A 16939-nucleotide genomic window follows, 5' to 3' on the forward strand; every position below is an offset into this window, starting at 1 on the left:
CCCAGGAATGGGCGAACGAATCGAGCACCGGTGAGTTGTGTGGCCGGTCTCCGCACGACATGCTGGTCCGATGAGCGATCAGCCCGAGCAGCCCACCGGCCAGTTCCAGCCGCTGGAGCCGGACGCGACCCCGGGGCAACCGGACGTCCGTTATGGCGCCCCGGCTGCGAAGCGGAAGCGCAATCCGGTCGTCATCGGCTTGAGTGTGCTCGCCGGTGTGCTCGCGATCGCACTCGTCGCGGTCATCGGGCTCCTGGTCGCGGGCCCGGGCGGTACTCCCGCAGCCGACTCCACCCGCACGCCGAGCGCCACGGCGACCGCCGGCGCCACTCCTGCTCCGACCACGACGGACGCCGCTGAGACCCCTGCTGCGGTGCGCCCGACCGAGTGCACGCAGCTCTTCCCCGCCGGCTACATCGACTCACTCACCTCAGACGGCTTCCTCGCGTTGAATCCGGAATGGTCATTGCCGGAACTCGCCACCGACTTCTTCGGTTCGAACGACAGCGCACTCGTGGCCGTGATCTCCTCGAACACCGACCGTCTGAACTGCGCCCTGGTGAAGGCGAGCGGTGGCGGCGACGTCGGCATCACCACCAACGTCCTCTCCATCGACGCTGCGACCCAGGCGTCGGTGATCGCGCGGATGAACGAGGCAGGCTTCACCTGCTCCGAGGAGACCGGCGGAACGATGTGCTTCACCGAGGTCTCGGAGGACGCCGGTACGTACGGCGAACGTCACTTCGTGCGGGACGGTACCTGGATCGCCACGCGCTGGTCGAACACGACCATCAGCGGCTGGACGCAGGCGATCGTCTCGACGCTCTTCCCCGCCTGACGGCCGGGCGACCGGTTCACAATTCAGGACGAGTTCGGCGCGTCCCGCTCGGGCGAGTGCGAGCGGGGCCGACACGCTGACGACGTCCTGAATTATGGACACGCAGCCCGACGGCGGTGCTCCGTTCACAACTCAGGACGCGCGCGGCGTGTCCTGCCCGCGAGGCGGTGAGCCGGGTCGGCGCGCCGGCACGGTCCTGAGTTGTGAACCGGGCTGGAGCAGCTAGGCGATGCTCCAGTAGTACACGGCGGCGCCGGGGTGGAGGACGGTGATCGCCTCGTCGACGGTGCGGTAGTCGGTGTCGTCGGTGTGCCCCGCGTAGGAGACCTGGGTGCCGGCGTCGGTGGTCTCGACCTTGGACACGATGCCCGTGTGGTCGCGGTCGCCGCTGTTGTCCCAGTCGAACTGCACGATGTCGCCGACCTTGACCTGGTCGCGCTGGGTGTCGTCGAGGGCGGTGGCGAGTTCGGGGTGCTCCTCGACGTAGTTCATGAAGAACGTCGAGCTGACCCAGGCCTTCGAGAAGTCGAAGTCGTCGCCGGTCCCTTCGGCCCACCAGTCCTCGTCCATCGTCCAGCCGCGTTCCAGCAGACTCTGGCTGGCGAAGTTCGCGCAGTCGGTGTCGACGAGTGAACCGTATTCGGCCAGGTTGTAGTCGTTCCAGTGCGTGAACACGTAGGCCATCTGCGCGTCGACGGGGCTCGTGATGTCGTAGCTGTAGCTCAGCGCATCGCCGTCGACCCGGAGCTCGTCCGCGTAGACGGCGATGCCGACGTCGGCGGGGGAGAAGCCGGTGGCTGCGGGCACGGCGACGGTCACCTCGGTGCTCGTCGCCGACAGGATCCGGGCTTCCTGCTCGCCGAACAGGACGCGGGTCACGCCGTCGACGTCGACGCCGCTCACGGTGAGGGTGCTGCCGCCCGCGACGGATCCGGTCGTGGCGGAGATCGCGGTGACCGCCGTGGCGTTGACCGTGGAGGCCGGAACTGTCGACGTCGTCTCGTCCAGAGCCTGAGCGGCCGGCTCGGATCCGGTCCCGTCGGAGTGCTGCAGTGCGATCGGGGTGATGACCGCGGTGGCGAGCAGGAGGGCGGCTCCGGCAGCGGCGCCGGCGACCACACGTCGGCCGCGCAGGGGGAGGGCGCGGTAGCGGGAGGAGAGCCGCCTGACGGGGGACCCGGCATCGGCGTGACGGGCGTGGGGGAGTTGCTCGGGCATGGGGCCTTTCCGGGGGGATGCGCCGTGGGGGATCGGCGTCGCGGGATCGGCAGTGATCCGACAGATGTCTGTTAGGACTTCCACTCAACCGCGCGGAGCTGAGGAGACCGTTTCCTCCGGATATGAATCAGACCTGAATCGGGTCGACGGGAGTGAGCGAGTCCCGGCGAGGTTGCCGGGCATCCGTGCCCCGGCTTGCTACCGTGGCGAGCGGAGTGCCGTGAGGGCGCTCCTGAACTGGCTTCCGCCGAAGGAGTACGCGATGAGCACCCAGAACCCCGAGCCCGGATCGCCGACCGACCCGAGCACTCCGGAGGCTGCCCAGACCGCGTCTGGCTCCGCACGTCCCACGACCGCGTCCGAGCAGCCCGTGGCCGAGCGGCCGGCAGCCGAGCGGGACATCCTCTCCGAGGACACCGTGCAGCAGGACACCATCACCACGGCGGACGGCGTCGGAGCTGACCCGGTCGTCGACGACCGCCGGGTCGCCGACCGCGCCGACACGGCCTCGGACGCCGGGGTGCGCGAGACGCGTCCCTACCAGCCGCACACGCCGCAGCGCGCGTACTCGAACATCGACTTCGACGACGACGACACCTCCGGTACACCGACGTCGACGGCGACCACCCGGCAGGCCGACACCGGTGCCCACCCGTACCCCGCCGCAGCCTACGAGCCGGTCGCCCGCTCCAGTGCGACCGAGACCGCCGCCGCCGCGGAGACGGAGCAGCAGCAGCAGGCCTTCCCGCTCTATGTCCAGGCGCCGTCCGAGCCGGAGGTCCGCGGCAACCGTGGCTTCGGCATCCTCATCGGTCTCCTCGGCACCATCATCTTCGCCGGCCTCTACGCGGCAGCGGTCGCGGGCCTCCAGCTGGTACTGGAAGGCGACGGCACGTTCGTCGAGAACCTCATCCAGATCGCCACCAGCTGGCCGTTCCTCATGGCCACCGCAGGTTTCTTCCTGGCCTGGGTCGTGACCGCGACCATCGTGAACCGTTCCGGCTGGGTGCACTGGGTGCTCGGCGGCTTCATCATCGGCCTCGTCGTCTTCCTCGCGTGGGTCGGCGGGTTCCTGATCCAGGAGCGCGCTTGGACGCTCAGCGTCGACGAGATCCTCGCGGAGGTAACCGGGGTCGCCTTCACCTTCGGCCCGGTCCTCGCCTTCGTCGTCGCCCGCGAGATCCCCGTCTGGTTCGGTGGTTGGATCGCCGCCCGCGGCCGCAAGGTGCGCGAGGCGAACCTCGAGGCGCGTGCCGAGTACGAGCGCGTCCTCGAAGCCGGACCGACGACCGCCCGCTGAGCATGACCGGTGACGCGGACGGAGCACGCGGCCCCTGGTGGGTTGCCCCGTTCGCAGCGGTCACCTACGTGGCGCTCGTCGTCTGCGCCTTCGGGTTCATCAGCCTGCTGGCAGACCTCGACGTCGTGACCGACCCGGACGCCGGCCCGCTGACCGGTCCGCTCATGGTCGTGGTCGCCGCGATCGTGGTCCTCTGGGCGATCATCCGTGAGACGCGCCGCACCCCGCTGCGCGTCTCGGTCGGCTCGGCGGTCCTCGCAGGGCTCCTCGCCTGGCTCGCGTACGGCGTGAGCGGCGGCGTGTTCGACGCGATCGCCAGCCGGGACGGAGCGGACGCCGCCGCCTTCGCCGTGACGACGCTGACCGGGCCGTTCTCGGTCACCGTCGGCGTGCTGGCGCTCGTCATCGTCCTCGCGGCCGCCGCCGTCGCGACGTCGTCGACCGGACGGCGTCCGACCCCGCGCTGGCCGTGGGAGCACGACGCGCGGTGAGCCGATGCGACGTCCGCCCCGGGCCCGCCCGCGCGGTGCGCTGCCCGTCCCTCCCCACGAGGGCGACGGCGTAGGCGATAATCGATCCGTTGCCGTCGTCGGCCGACGGCGCTTGGGGAGGAACCACCGATGAGATCACCCGACCTGACCGACACCGGTCTGGATCTCGACCTCGCGGGGACCGCAGACGACGTCGTCGCGCTCGTCCAACGTGCGGTCGCCGCCTCCGGTGAGGATGCGCAGCAGACCAGGCATTACGTCGCGATCGACGGCGGGACGAGCGCGGACATCCGGTTGCGGGTCGTCTCGGTCGACGACCCGGCTCCGCTGCTCGCGTTCGCGATCACGACCGCCCCATCCGCACGAGGCACCGCCGCGGCGACGTTCATCATGCAACACGGCGTCCAGAAGCGTCGGCGTCAGCGCTCGCTGCTCGGGCAGGAGCCGTTCCTGAGCTTCCTGCGCGCGCTCGCCGAGCTGGTCGCGGAGTCCGATCCCGGCGCGTCCGCCACCCTGCGCGTGCACGGCACTCGGACCATCCTCGCTCCGCGTCCGGAGCAGTCCGCCGGGAGCACACAAGCGCCTCCTGCAGCGGCACCCGCCGACACGCCTGTGGCGGACGGCCCGGTCGCCGCGGGCTGGGCAGCGGCGACGGCCGAACCGCCGATGACGGCCCCGGTCCCCGACGCGTCGACCCCGACGCCCGACGAACCGGCTCCGGTCTTCGAGCCTCCGGCTGCCCAGGCGGTAGCGCCCGAACGCGCCGTTCCCGAGACTCCGGCCCCCGGGGCTCCGACTCCCGCACCGTCGTGGGCCGCCGCGGGTTCCGCCCCCGAAGTGACGCCGGTCGTCGTCGAGCCACCCGCTCCCGCTCCGCAGTTCCGGGAGCCATCGGTCGTGCCCGCCCAGACGCGTGCTCCAGCCGCATCGACGTCCTCGGTCCCGCCGGAGCTGCAGATCACCGTTCCCCCGGGCCTGATCGCCGGTGCACCGCCATCCCGGGGGGAGCCGGCGCCAGACGTGCCGGCGCCGGTCCAGCCAGCAGCGGACACCGTGATCCCGACGCCGGGAGCCGACCTCGGCGCGACGGTCGTCTCCGCATCACTGCGAGCGGGCGACTTCGCGCTCGAGCTGCCCGACGGCGAGCGCATCCCGCTGCGCGGGCCCCTCCTGCTCGGACGTAACCCCGCGGCGCGGCCCGAACAGCCCGACGCCGAGCTGCGCTCACTCGTCGACCCGCGCATGTCCGTCTCGAAGACGCACACGGTCGTCGTGCCCGGTCGGCGATCGCTCCGCGTGACGGACCTCCACTCCACGAACGGCACGACGATCACCGATGCGTCCGGCGCCGTCACCGTCTGCCAGCCAGGCGAGGCCTACGTTGCGGAAGCAGGGTCGACGATCGGGATCGGCGAGTTCCCGATCCGTGTCGTCGTCGGCTGAGAACGCCGTCGGGCATGGGGAGTGCTCCCCATCGTCGCGCCTCGTGCTCTCGGATACGCTGGTGGCCGGCGGGGCGAAACCCGCTGTCGGTGACTGTCAGACGGTCGCCGATACCGTGACGACCCAAGGGGAACTATGGCCGGGGATCAGCTCAGCGTCGACGTCGACACCATTCGGATGATCGCGTCCGGACTGGAGACGAGCGGTTACGCCCTCCCGACCGAGGTGCCCGTCGACCTGAGTGGGAGCTCCAGCTCGACCGTCTCAGGCGCCGCCGAGAGTTTCGCCATGTGGGCGACGGTGCAGACCATGCTCGCATCGGGTCAGATCACGAACGCCGCGCAGATCGCCAGGGACGCCGCGGCCACGTGGCAGGAGACCGAGGCATTGATGGCAGAAGGAGCCAACTGATGGGGAACTGGACGAGGGAGGATCCGGGACTCTTCGACGCCGGATCGCTCGGAACTGCCGCGACCGGCCTGCAGACCGTGGAGACGGCCCTCGGCGAGGCTCGGACGGCCGCGACCAACGCGCAGGCGGGTGTGACGCCCGAGGTGTGGGGCGGGGATGCTTCGACCACGTGGATCGCTTCGCTCGACACTCCGGCCGCGACGATCGATGCGGTCACCACAGCACTGAGCGCGGCCAGGACAGCCATCGGCGCGTACTCCGAGACCGTGTCCGGAATCGCAACCCGCGCGACGTCGGTGAAGCAGACCATGTTCGAGTCGAACCAGGTCATCAACCGACAGTACGCGGACCCCGCAGGTGGCCCGACTCCGGAGCAGGCTCAGCACCGCCAGCTGCAGGAGCAGGCGGCGATGGGCGACCTCACGCTGGCCCGCAACGCGCTCGAGGGGCTGGCCGACGAGCGCACCCTGGCTGACAGCACCCTGGTCCTCGCGCTGACCCCGCCGAACGCGACCGCGTGGGAGGCCCAGCGCCAGGCACTCGCCGCCATCGGCATCACCGACTCCGGCTCGCTGACACCGACCGCGGTCGCGCAGGCCATGGCCGAGCTCGGGAACCAGATCGCCTCCGGCGACTTCTCCGAGGCCGACGTCTCGAACCTGCAGACGCTCTACGACCTGTACGGCAAGAACCCGCAGGTCATGGCCCAGATGAACCTCGCGATGGGCGGCGAGAACGTCGTCAGCCTCATCGACGAGCTCGGCCGTGGCGTGGTGGACGGGAGCATCCCGGCCGCCGCGGCTCTCGCGCTGGCCCAGAGCGTGCGTGGCGGCTTGTCGGTCGGTTCGGAACGATGGTCTCCGCTGACGGGGCAGGGCTTCGCCGAGGAGATGATGGCGAACGCCAGCACGACGGTCGGCGGCGACCCCGCGGCGATCGGCTTCCTGTTCGGCGATCCGGCGAACGCCCCGATCGGTGTCACCACCACGCTCGCGCTGGCCGACATGATCGACCAGGAGGAGCGTGGGAACTACCACATCTGGCAGGACGGCTCCCCGCTCCCGGGCGGCACGACGCTCGCACTGCTCGAGGAGGAGCAGACGGGTGTCCCCGGGCTTCGTGTCATCGACCTGGCCGGGCGCGTGCTCGAGACCCTCGGACAGTACCCGGACGAGGCGCTCGACTGGTTGACCGACACTTCCGGAGACGACGTCACAGGCGAGGGCTCTCTCGGACAGAACCGTGTCGAATACTGGTACGGAGAGCGGGACTGGTCGCAGTACGACGAGTTCGCGGGACCAGCGGGTCTGTGGGCGGGCACGCAGTACGCAACAGGCGGGCCGGGCGCGACGACCGGTCAGCCGGTGGACACCACCGGCCCTGCATGGGTCGATGCCGCGACACTGTCGACGAAGATCATGGAGGAACTCGCCGGCAACGAGTCCTTCGAGGGGGAGAACGTCAGCAGCTACGCTTCGGTCGAGATCGTCCGGGCGCTCGCTCCGCAGATGCCCGGCCTCGTCGAGGCGCCCCTCTACTCGGAGACCAGCCAAGACGGTCCGACGCAGACGGTGAGCTTCTTCGGCATCAGCGACCAGGAGGGCGTCTACGCGAACGTGTCGCAGGACGTCCTGGCCAAGGTCCTGGGAGCCGCTGCCTCGGATCCCTATGGCCACTCGGCCCTGGAATCCGTCGTGTCGCAGTATCAAGATGCCCTGGTCGGCGCGGCGGCGAATGTCGAGGACACCTCGGTCCACGGTCTGGCGGAGCGGATCGCCGTTCTCCAGGGCATGGTCGACGGCGCCGGTTCCGGCGAACAGCTCGGCGAAGCGGCACGCGAGGATCAGGCGATCATGGATGCGATCGACGGTCTCGAGACGGCCGTGGGGCTCATCCCGATCCCCGGCCTCGGTGGGGTGGTCGGGGGCGCCGCCGGTGCGGCGATCGATGCCGGGCAGAGCTACGCGCTCGGCGAATTGATCGGGTGGGGTGGCGACACGCTCGACGGCGGGTTCGCGTCGAACCACGCGGCGCTGCTGGAGGAGCTCGAAGGCCAGCAGGACGCGAGCCTGGACGCAGTCCGCCTGCAGACGGCTCAACTCGTCTGGGAGCTCGAGCACGACACGCCAGGGGGTCCGCTGGCAGCAGTGCCGGATCCGAGCGGGCTGAACGCCACAGACCTGCAGACCTGGTTCGACGACTGGAACGACGAACTGCTCGACGCCCTCGATGAGGAGCGCGGTGGTTCCACCTTCGACTCGTTGGCCAGAGCGTACCGCGACGGCTCGGCCAACGCCCAGAGCGACAACGATTCGGAGCACTGATGACCGCTCGCGCTCATGATCGCCCCCGGATCGGACGTCTCGCCGGCATCCTTCCCGTCGTCGTGTCCGTTGTGGCGCTCGCCGGTTGCACCCCGAATCCGGCTCCAGTGGAACAGCCGTACCCGGAGGTGTCCTGGCCGGATGGCGAGCCGTCAGGGCCGTATGAAGCGGACGCGGCGGTGAAGGCCACGCGGGACGCTCTCGTCGCGATGGCCGTCGCCGCCAACCGCAACGACTTCCGTCTGCCCGAACTCGTCGACACGGTCGGCTACGAGGTGCGCACCGAGCTGTGGAGCGCCGCAGAGCAGCGCCTGCAGGACGGCGAGGCGACCGAGTTGTCCCCTGGCCCGCTGCCGTTCGAGGTCACGTCCGTGACCGCTGACGGCGAAGGATCGAGGGTACGTGGGTGCGCTCTCGACGACTGGACCTCGGCCGACGGAGCGCAGCCGTCGACGACGCCGGCGACTGGACCCATGAGCGGCAGGGAGTTCCGGGTGGTCGATGTCGACGGCCGGCTGAAGGTCGATGCGGTCATCGTCGCGCCGCAGGACGACTGCTCGTCGGCCGCGCCAGCGCAAGGATTCTTCAGTCCGGCACCGGTCCCGTCGAAGATCACGGACCCCGAGGACGTTCAGAAGCCCCTGACCGATGAGCAGAGCAAGGCTTCGCCCTCCGCCGGATAGCCGATACCCGTCGCTAGGCTGATCGAGGTCGCGTCGAGCGGCCCGCACTTCCAAGGGGATCCTGCATGCGCATCAAGCTGACGTTGACCAGGCCGTCGGGGTCGTCCGCCGACATCGTCGTGACGACGGACGCGGCGGCGAGCATCGCGGAGGTCGCGTCGACCATCGCGCGCGTCGACCCGCAGGGGCCGGACTCCGCGAACGCCGACTTCACGCTGCACGCGCGCCTGCCGGGATCCACCGAGACCCTGCCGCTCCCGCCCGAGGCCCCGATCGGCGAGGCGTGGGTCGGTTCGGGTGCCGTCATCGAGCTCGCCGACGCGGGGGTGTATTACTCCGCGGCGCGCACCGGCCAGGCGCCCGCCGTCGCCGTCGTGCGGGTCCTGTCCGGCGACGACGCCGGCCGTGAGTTCACCCTGCCGGCCGGCAGCTGGACCATCGGACGTGAGGCGAGCTGCGACATCGTCCTCGACGACCCGCTCGTCTCGAAGCGTCACGCACGCCTCGAGGTCGGCGGCGAGATCGAACTCGTCGACCTCGGCGCGGCCAACGGCATCGTCGTCGACGGCGGCATCGTGCCTCGACTCAAGGTCATCGAGCCGGAGCGCGTGCTCATCGGCGACACCGAGGTCGAGATCGGCTTCGCCGGGACCGTCGGTCGCGCGGGTGTCGTCCCGAAGGCCGGGCCGGTGTACTTCAACCGCTCGCCGCGCGTCGAACAGCGTTACGCGGGGGAGACCTTCCCCGCCCCCGAGCCGCCGACCGAGCGCGAGAACCAGCCGTTCCCGCTCCTCGGCATGCTCACGCCCATGCTCCTCGGTGGCGCGATGTACTTCTTCACGAAGAACCCGCTGTCGCTCATCTTCATCGCCATGACGCCGCTCATGCTCATCGGCAACTACTTCACCGGTCGCGGGCGCAACAAGCGCAAGCTCAAGCAGCAGATCAAGATCTTCGACGAGCGGCTCGAATCCCTCGGGAAGCAGCTCGCGGCGGAACGCGAGATCGAGCACGACGTCCGCATGCGTGAGGCACCGTCCACCTCGGAGGCGCTCAAGCACGCGCTCACGCGGGGGCCGCTGCTGTGGACCAGGCGCCCCGAGCACTGGTCCTTCCTGAACCTCCGGCTCGGCGTCGGCACCATGCCGTCCCGCAACGAGGTGTCGGCGAAGGCCCGCGACAGCTTCCTGCCGGAGTTCCAGGAACGTCTCGAGACACTCAAGGACCAGTACGCGACGGTCGCCGACGTCCCCATCATCGACAACCTCTACGACGCCGGCGCGCTCGGCATCGCCGGTTCACCGCAGACCGCCGGTGGAGCGGTGAACGGCATCCTCGTCCAGCTCACCGCCCTCCACTCGCCGGCCGAGGTCGTCGTCTCGGCGATCGTCTCGCCCGCCTGGTCGAACGCCCTCTCGTGGGTCAAGTGGCTCCCGCACGCGTCCTCGCCCAACAGCCCGCTCGACGTCGGCCACCTCGCCGACAGCGTGTCGAGCGGCAACCTGCTGTTGGCCGCGATCGAGGAACTCGTCCAGACCCGCCTGCAGGCGGCCCGGGCCGGCGACGCCCGACGTGGAGCCATCTCCGAGAAGCAGGCGGCGCAGGAGCGCGGCGCGGAGATCGGGACGAAGAGCTCCAACGACACCGGCACGAAGTCCCCGATCCCCGCGATCGTCCTGCTCATCTCCGACGACGTCGGCGTCGACCGCGCACGCCTCGTCCAGCTCGCCGAGATCGCGGCGGACGCGGGTGTCTTCCCGATCTGGATCGCCGACGACGTCGTCTCACTCCCCGCCGCCTGCCGCACCTTCCTGCAGGTACCGGAGGCCGGGGCCGGCGTCGACGCACCGGCGACGGTCGGCATGGTCCGCCTCGGCTACTCCGTCGACGACGCCCGCCCGGAGTTCGTCGACCCGGTGACGGCCCTCGATTACGCGCGACGCATGGCGTCCGTGATCGACGCCGGTGCCCTCGTCGAGGACTCGAGCGACCTCCCGCGCTCGGTGTCGATGGTGACGCTGCTCGGGCCGGAGCTCACGACCTCGAGCGACGCCGTGGTCGATCGCTGGCGACAGAACTCCTCGATCCACGACCGCACGCCCGGGCTCCCGCCGAAGCCCCGGCGGGCCGGCCAGCTGCGCGCGACCGTCGGATCGGGCGGTGTCGACGCCATGCACCTCGACCTCCGCGCCCAGGGCCCCCACGCCCTCGTCGGCGGGACGACGGGTGCCGGTAAGAGCGAGTTCCTGCAGGCCTGGGTGCTCGGGATGGCGGCCGAGTACAGCCCCGACCGCGTCTCGTTCCTCTTCGTCGACTACAAGGGCGGTTCGGCCTTCGCGGACTGCGTGACCCTCCCGCACTGCGTCGGACTCGTCACCGACCTCAGCCCGCACCTCGTCCGCCGCGCGCTCACGAGCCTCCGCGCCGAGCTGCACTTCCGCGAGCACCTGCTCAACCGGAAGAAGGCCAAGGACCTCCTCGAGCTCGAGAAGCGCGGCGACCCGGACTCGCCTCCAGCGCTCGTCCTCGTCATCGACGAGTTCGCGGCGCTCGTCGGCGAGGTCCCGGAGTTCGTGGACGGCGTCGTCGACATCGCCCAGCGCGGTCGCTCGCTCGGGATCCACCTCATCATGGCGACCCAGCGGCCCGCCGGCGTCATCAAGGACAACCTGCGCGCCAACACCAACCTCCGCGTCGCCCTGCGCATGGCCGACGAGTCCGACAGCCAGGACGTGGTCGGCGTCAAGGACGCGGCGCACTTCGACCCGGGTGTGCCCGGGCGAGGCATCGCGAAGACCGGTCCCGGCCGCCTGAGCATCTTCCAGTCCGGCTACGCGGGCGGCTGGACGAGCGACGAGCCCAAGCGCTCCGACATCGAGGTCCGCGAGCTGCGCTTCGGCGGTGAGACGCGCTGGGAGGAGCCCCGCGCGGCCGACGCCGAGGAGGAGCGCGACCTCGGCCCCACCGACCAGCAGCGGCTCGTCGCGAGCATCATCGCCGCAGCCGACCGCGCATCGATCCCCGCGCCGAGACGACCCTGGCTCGACGAGCTGGCGCCCGTCTACGACCTCAGCAAGCTCCGTCAGCGGTCCGACGCCGAACTACTCATCGGCGTCGCCGACCTGCCGGACTCGCAGGAGCAGCGCCCGGTCTATTTCCGCCCGGACGTCGACGGCCACATCGCCGTGTTCGGCACCGGCGGCTCGGGGAAGAGCACCGTGCTGCGGACCCTCGCCACGGCGGCGGGCATCACGCCGCGTGGCGGTCCGGTCGAGGTGTACGGCCTCGACTTCGGCGCGGGCAGCCTCCGCATGCTCGAGGCCTTGCCGCACGTCGGATCGATCATCCCCGGCGACGACCAGGAGCGCGTCATCCGACTGCTCCGCCGGATCAAGGAGATCATCGACGAGCGCAGTGTCCGGTACGCCGAGGCGAACGCGTCCTCGATCACCGACTACCGCCGCGTCTCGGGTCGCAACGACGAGCGCCGCATCCTGTTGCTCGTCGACGGGTTCCAGTCCTTCCGGCAGGAGTACGAGACGACCCTCGGCCTGTCCTCCTGGTACACGCTCTTCCAGCAGCTCATCACCGACGGCCGGCAGCTCGGCGTGAACATCGCGTTCTCGGCCGACCGCCCGGGCTCCGTCCCGACGAACATCAGCTCCGGTGTGCAGCGACGCGTGGTGCTGCGCCTCGCGGACGAGACCGGCTACCAGCTCCTCGGCGTGCCGAAGGACATCCTCGGCCCCGAGTCACCCGCCGGCCGGGCGATCGTCGACGGCCTCGAGGTCCAGGTCGCCATCCTCGGTGGCTCGCCGGTGCTCTCGGACCAGTCGGTGGCGACCGTCCGGCTCGCAGAGGCGATGTCGCGCGCGGGAGCCACGATCACGGCCCCGCCGATCGGTGCACTGCCGAAGGAGATCGAGGCGCGCGAACTGCCCGAGCGGGTCGGCGACCGCCCCGTACTCGGCATCGGCGACGCCGACCTCGCACCGATCGGGTTCGACCCGACCGGCGCGTTCCTCGTCGGCGGCCCTCCCGGCAGCGGTCGGACGAACGCCGTCGCATCCCTGGTCGGCGCCATGCGACGTTTCGATCCGGCGACGCGCTTCGTCTACTTCGGCTCCAAGCGCTCGGAACTGCTGCGGGAGCTGCGGTTCGACGAGTCGGCCGTCACCCCCGAGACGATCGCCGAGCAGGCGAAGGCGCTGTCCGCGGCGATCGCGGCCGAGACGGTGACCGGGCGGACGGTCGTCGTCATCGAGACGCTGTCGGACTACCTCAACGGCATCGCCGACCCGCCGCTCGTGGAACTCATCAAGGCCATCAAGCGCAGCGACCATCTCGTGATCGCCGAGAACGAGGTGTCGGGCTGGTCGTCGTCCTGGCCGCTCATGGGCGAGATCAAGAGCGCCAGGCGGGGCATCCTGTTGCAGCCGGAGCAGATGGAGGGCGACCTCGTCCTCCGGACGACCTTCCCCCGGCTCGCACGCAAGGACTTCCCGCAGGGCCGCGGGATGTACGCGAACCGCGGTGCACTGTCGCGCGTGCAGCTGCCGATCGCCCCCGAGTTCCCCGTCGTCTGACCGGCGTCGTCCCTGCGTGGGGACTGCATGGGGAGTGCTCCCCATGTGCTCCCGCGAGGCGTTGTGGTTACATGATGAAGGCACCGACGGTGCCGGTGACCACAACGAAGGAGCAAGACTCATGGCCAACATCAACGTCAACTACAGCGAGATCAAGCAGGCCGCCGTCAACCTGACGACGGGTAAGGGCGAGGTCGAGACCACGCTCAACCGCCTCCAGACCCTCATCAACAACCTCGTGTCCTCCGGGTTCCAGACCGACACCGCGTCCGGCACCTTCAACGAGACCTACACGGCCTTCACGCAGAGCGCGACGGTCACGATCCAGCACCTCGACAAGCTGTCGGGCTACCTCAACAACGCCGTGACCACGCTCGAGCAGACCGACGCAGCGCTCGCTGCCGGCGCCGGCCAGTAGTCACCACCGTCGGCTTCGCTCTGCGCGCCCTCCCGACCAGGTGTCGGTGAGGGCGCGCAGGTTTTCCGGCGAAGGCGACCCACGGCGACAGCGACGCAGCACCACGCGACGAGGAGCGAGCAGTGTACGGCGACACCCAACAGATCCGCCTCCGCGCGACGGAGCTCCGAACCCTCGCGACCGAGGTCCGCAGCCGGGCCGGCGACCTCCGCTCGGCCGCCGAGCTCGCATGGACCTCCACCGCGGCGGAGACCTTCATCGAGCAGCTCGGCACCCGGGCGGTCTCGCTCGAGAACTCGGCGACGCAGCTCGACGACGCGGCCGACAAGCTCGACGCCCACGCGACCGCCGTCGAACACGTGAAGCAGCTCATCGAGGACGCGGCCCGTTGGGTGGGCGACCGCTGGAACGACGCGGTGAACCTCGTCTCCGGTGCGGTCGAGACCGTGAAGGACGGCGCCGCGAAGGTCTTCGAGTTCTTCGGCCGGGAGATCCCGGACTTCCTCGTGCACCAGGCCAAGGACATCGTCGCCTCCACGCCATCGTTGCCGACACCCGGTGACCGCAGCTGGTTGGACCTTGCCGACCTCTACCGCAGCCGAGGATGGACCCCCTGATGCCCATGACCCGTACCCGTCCGGCTCCGGCCGCCGCAGCCTTCCTGCTGACCGCGGACGAGCTCCACGTGCTGGAGCACCGCACGCCGCACATCGTGCTACCGCCCGCCTTCCACACCGAATGGGGCCCGGAGGTGTCGCCCGCCGAAGTCAGCGAGCGCGAGCAGCGAGCCGTCGCGCGGCTCCGTGAGCGGCGACTCCTCGCCCGCGGCGACGACAGCCTCCCGGACGACCTCACCGCTGACGTCGATCCCGATTTCGCCGCCTTCCTGTCGATGCCGCAGTTCGCGACGGCGGCCGTCGACGCCTCCTGCTGGACCCTCGACCGGACGGCGATCCAGTCCGTCTCGGTGATCGGTGCGCACGCCCTGGCGCTGCTGCGGACGCAGCGGGTCGACCACTCGGACGCGTCCGTCGCCGAGCACGGCGCGGCGGCGCGCGACGAGGACGCCGTCGAGATCCGCGCCTTCGACACCGCCGGCCTGGCGCAGCAACTCCTGCGCCCCCTCTCCGCGCTCCATGACGTCCCCGACTCACGGGGCCGTTCCACGGACGTCGTCGTCCTCCCGCTCGCCGATGCCGAGGCGCTCGTCCTGGCGCTCCGCCAGGACCGACCGGACGTCGTCGGCGCGGTCGTCGAGCAGCTCCACAGCCCGCGGGCCGCAGTGTTGCTCGGCGGCGTCGCCCAGCGGATCGACGGCGGCTTCCGGCTCGACGCGCTGTCCCGGACCGGTGAGCCCCTGCGGCGGTGGACGGACACCTGGCTCCGCGGCGCGGACGGCTGGGTCGCCGTGTCGGTCGACGCGCCGGACCTCGATGCGACGGGCATGGACGCGTCCACCGTCGCCGAGGGGACCCGGGTCTCGCTTCGAGCCGTCCGTCGAGCGGACATCGTCGCTGAAGTGCTGGCGATCGCCGCGACCATCCAGGGAGCACGGTCGTGAGCGGGATCACGGTCTCCGGCGGAGCCGGGGGTGTCGGCGCGAAGCTCGACGACATGCGGCTGCAGGCCCAGCAACTCGCCACGTTGTCGACCGAGCTGATCGGGCGTTCGGGTACGGCCGCTGCGAAGGCGGTCGACGGCGACCTGCTCGAATCCATGATCCTGTCGCCGGTGACCGGGGCGGCTGCGGAAGGCGCCATCGTCCTCGCCTCCGGTTCCCTCCTCCTCGTGGCGACCGAGACCGGCGTCTCCGCCGTCTTCCTCGAGGGCGCCGTCGTCGCCTACGAGACCGCCGACCAGCTGATCGCCGCGGCGACGGTCGCCCTCCACAACGGGGTCGCCTTCGTCATCGGCGTGCTCGCGGTGCCGGTCGGCCTCGTCGCAGCGGCGGGCGTGGCGGTGGTGGGCGGGGCGTGGATGCTCACCGTCGCCGGCGTCAACATCGTGGTCGAGGGCGTCGACTCGCTGGTCGAGGGTGCCGAGCAGACGCTGGACCAGATCGGCGACAACCCCTGGCTGCTGCTGTCACCGGCCGGTGTCGCAGGACTCTTCACCGCCAACTCGATCGCCGCCTACTCGCCGCAGGAGGTCATCGACCGGACCGCCGCGACGTATGCGGATGCACTCGCGAGACTGCAGGAGCTCGCCCCGGTCGCGGCCCAGGCGGCCAACGAGTGGCTGGGCGACAACGCGTGGATCGAGGACATCCTCACCGACGGTGCCCCAGGCCTGCTGGCCGGCCTCACCTTCCTCCCCGGGCTGTTGCCCGGCTTCAACGGACTCATGTCGGTCGTCACCGGGCAGGGCTGGCCGCCGCTCACCTATGAGCAGGCGATCGACGCCATCGCCACCGGTGGCGGCCGGTTCGGCCTCTTCGACGATGGGCAGGGCGGCCTCGCCATGGATCCCGACGACCCCTCACAACCGCTCGCCGTGCCTCGAGACCGAACCGTCACCGACCTCGGCGACCTCCTGCAGGGTTCGGCGGACATCGACAAGGGTGAGGACGAGCTCAGCAACATCCGCGTGATCCAGTCGGCCGGACCGCCGCCGAGCTGGATCGTGCAGATCCCGAGCACGCAGGTCTGGGATCCGCACGGTGGCGCGATCTCGAACGACCTCACCTCGGACATCGCTGCCATGCAGGGTGAACAGGCGGCGCTCGGCCAGGCGGTGAAGGACGCGATGGCCGCCGCCGGCATCGCTCCGACGGATCCGGTGATGCTCGAGGGCTTCAGCCTCGGCGGGATCACGGCCGGGTCGCTGGCCTCGGACCCGGACTTCGGATACAACGTCACGCACGTCGTCACGGCGGGTTCGCCGATCGCACGGTTCGACATCCCCGACGACGTGCAGGTCCTCTCGATGGAGTTCAACGAGGATCCGGTCGCCCGGCTCGACGGACAGGGGAACCCGGACTCGGCCAACTGGACGACGGTCCAGGGTGACGCCCCGAGACTGGGCGGCGTCAACCCGGAACAGCAGGACCCGGGGATCGCGGGTGCCCACAACGCGCAGCGGTACGAGATGATGGCCGACCAGACGTCGTCGTCGGGAGACCCGAGCGTCGACGCCTACCTGGACTCGGCGAGTGGCTTCTTCAGCGGTGATCAACAGGTGACCGACTACAGTCCTACGCGGAGATGATCGATCGCGGCCCGGGACCG

General features: G+C 70.5%; 13 protein-coding genes. 12 read left to right on the plus strand and 1 reads right to left on the minus strand.

Annotated features, from left to right (window positions below; genetic code table 11):
• Positions 1–70: 70 nt before the first annotated feature.
• Complete coding sequence (locus QRN19_RS02580) at positions 71–838, plus strand: hypothetical protein (RefSeq protein WP_285025046.1); 768 nt, start codon at positions 71–73, stop codon at positions 836–838.
• A gap of 222 nt (positions 839–1060) precedes the next feature.
• On the opposite strand, the gene QRN19_RS02585 is transcribed toward QRN19_RS02580, so the two are convergent.
• Positions 1061–2056, minus strand: a complete 996-nt coding sequence (locus QRN19_RS02585) for an amidase domain-containing protein (RefSeq protein WP_285025047.1) — start codon at positions 2054–2056, stop codon at positions 1061–1063.
• A gap of 262 nt (positions 2057–2318) precedes the next feature.
• On the opposite strand from QRN19_RS02585, the gene QRN19_RS02590 reads away from it, so the two are divergent.
• The 11 genes from QRN19_RS02590 (at position 2319) to QRN19_RS02640 (ending at position 16919) form a co-directional block, all read left to right on the plus strand.
• On the plus strand, positions 2319–3356 hold the full coding sequence (locus tag QRN19_RS02590; RefSeq protein ID WP_285025048.1) for a hypothetical protein: 1038 nt from the start codon (positions 2319–2321) through the stop codon (positions 3354–3356).
• Between the two features lie 2 nt (positions 3357–3358).
• Entirely contained in the window at positions 3359–3847 is a 489-nt protein-coding gene (locus QRN19_RS02595) for a DUF6121 family protein (protein ID WP_285025049.1), read from the plus strand.
• Positions 3848–3976: 129 nt separating this feature from the next.
• Positions 3977–5290: a hypothetical protein gene (locus QRN19_RS02600; protein ID WP_285025050.1), complete on the plus strand. Its 1314-nt coding sequence runs from the start codon at positions 3977–3979 to the stop codon at positions 5288–5290.
• 135 nt (positions 5291–5425) lie between these two features.
• Entirely contained in the window at positions 5426–5701 is a 276-nt protein-coding gene (locus tag QRN19_RS02605) for a hypothetical protein (RefSeq protein WP_285025051.1), read from the plus strand.
• The gene (locus QRN19_RS02610; RefSeq protein WP_285025052.1) at positions 5701–8025 is read left to right on the plus strand and encodes a hypothetical protein; all 2325 of its coding nucleotides are present in this window, start codon (positions 5701–5703) and stop codon (positions 8023–8025) included. The genes QRN19_RS02605 and QRN19_RS02610 overlap by 1 nt, the downstream gene beginning before the upstream one ends.
• The gene (locus tag QRN19_RS02615; protein WP_285025053.1) at positions 8025–8708 is read left to right on the plus strand and encodes a hypothetical protein; all 684 of its coding nucleotides are present in this window, start codon (positions 8025–8027) and stop codon (positions 8706–8708) included. The genes QRN19_RS02610 and QRN19_RS02615 overlap by 1 nt, the downstream gene beginning before the upstream one ends.
• Positions 8709–8773: 65 nt before the next feature.
• Positions 8774–13294 (plus strand): type VII secretion EssC family protein, encoded by a 4521-nt coding sequence (locus QRN19_RS02620; protein ID WP_285025055.1) that lies wholly within the window; start codon positions 8774–8776, stop codon positions 13292–13294.
• A gap of 121 nt (positions 13295–13415) precedes the next feature.
• Complete coding sequence (locus QRN19_RS02625; protein ID WP_056008215.1) at positions 13416–13712, plus strand: WXG100 family type VII secretion target; 297 nt, start codon at positions 13416–13418, stop codon at positions 13710–13712.
• 122 nt (positions 13713–13834) lie between these two features.
• Positions 13835–14329, plus strand: a complete 495-nt coding sequence (locus tag QRN19_RS02630) for a WXG100 family type VII secretion target (RefSeq protein ID WP_285025056.1) — start codon at positions 13835–13837, stop codon at positions 14327–14329.
• Positions 14329–15273: a hypothetical protein gene (locus QRN19_RS02635; RefSeq protein WP_285025057.1), complete on the plus strand. Its 945-nt coding sequence runs from the start codon at positions 14329–14331 to the stop codon at positions 15271–15273. The genes QRN19_RS02630 and QRN19_RS02635 overlap by 1 nt, the downstream gene beginning before the upstream one ends.
• Positions 15270–16919, plus strand: a complete 1650-nt coding sequence (locus QRN19_RS02640; RefSeq protein WP_285025058.1) for a hypothetical protein — start codon at positions 15270–15272, stop codon at positions 16917–16919. The genes QRN19_RS02635 and QRN19_RS02640 overlap by 4 nt, the downstream gene beginning before the upstream one ends.
• The last annotated feature ends 20 nt before the right edge of the window (positions 16920–16939 follow it).

Origin of the sequence: Plantibacter sp. ME-Dv--P-122b (assembly GCF_030209375.1) — a bacterium.
GTDB lineage: Bacteria > Actinomycetota > Actinomycetes > Actinomycetales > Microbacteriaceae > Plantibacter.

Coding starts and splice junctions, on each gene's coding strand:
- QRN19_RS02620 (WP_285025055.1), top strand. CDS start 8,774: ATGCGCATCAAGCTGACGTTGACCAGGCCGTCGGGGTCGTCCGCCGAC.
- QRN19_RS02615 (WP_285025053.1), top strand. CDS start 8,025: ATGACCGCTCGCGCTCATGATCGCCCCCGGATCGGACGTCTCGCCGGC.
- QRN19_RS02625 (WP_056008215.1), top strand. CDS start 13,416: ATGGCCAACATCAACGTCAACTACAGCGAGATCAAGCAGGCCGCCGTC.
- QRN19_RS02595 (WP_285025049.1), top strand. CDS start 3,359: ATGACCGGTGACGCGGACGGAGCACGCGGCCCCTGGTGGGTTGCCCCG.
- QRN19_RS02635 (WP_285025057.1), top strand. CDS start 14,329: ATGCCCATGACCCGTACCCGTCCGGCTCCGGCCGCCGCAGCCTTCCTG.
- QRN19_RS02585 (WP_285025047.1), bottom strand. CDS start 2,056: ATGCCCGAGCAACTCCCCCACGCCCGTCACGCCGATGCCGGGTCCCCC.
- QRN19_RS02605 (WP_285025051.1), top strand. CDS start 5,426: ATGGCCGGGGATCAGCTCAGCGTCGACGTCGACACCATTCGGATGATC.
- QRN19_RS02600 (WP_285025050.1), top strand. CDS start 3,977: ATGAGATCACCCGACCTGACCGACACCGGTCTGGATCTCGACCTCGCG.
- QRN19_RS02590 (WP_285025048.1), top strand. CDS start 2,319: ATGAGCACCCAGAACCCCGAGCCCGGATCGCCGACCGACCCGAGCACT.
- QRN19_RS02610 (WP_285025052.1), top strand. CDS start 5,701: ATGGGGAACTGGACGAGGGAGGATCCGGGACTCTTCGACGCCGGATCG.
- QRN19_RS02580 (WP_285025046.1), top strand. CDS start 71: ATGAGCGATCAGCCCGAGCAGCCCACCGGCCAGTTCCAGCCGCTGGAG.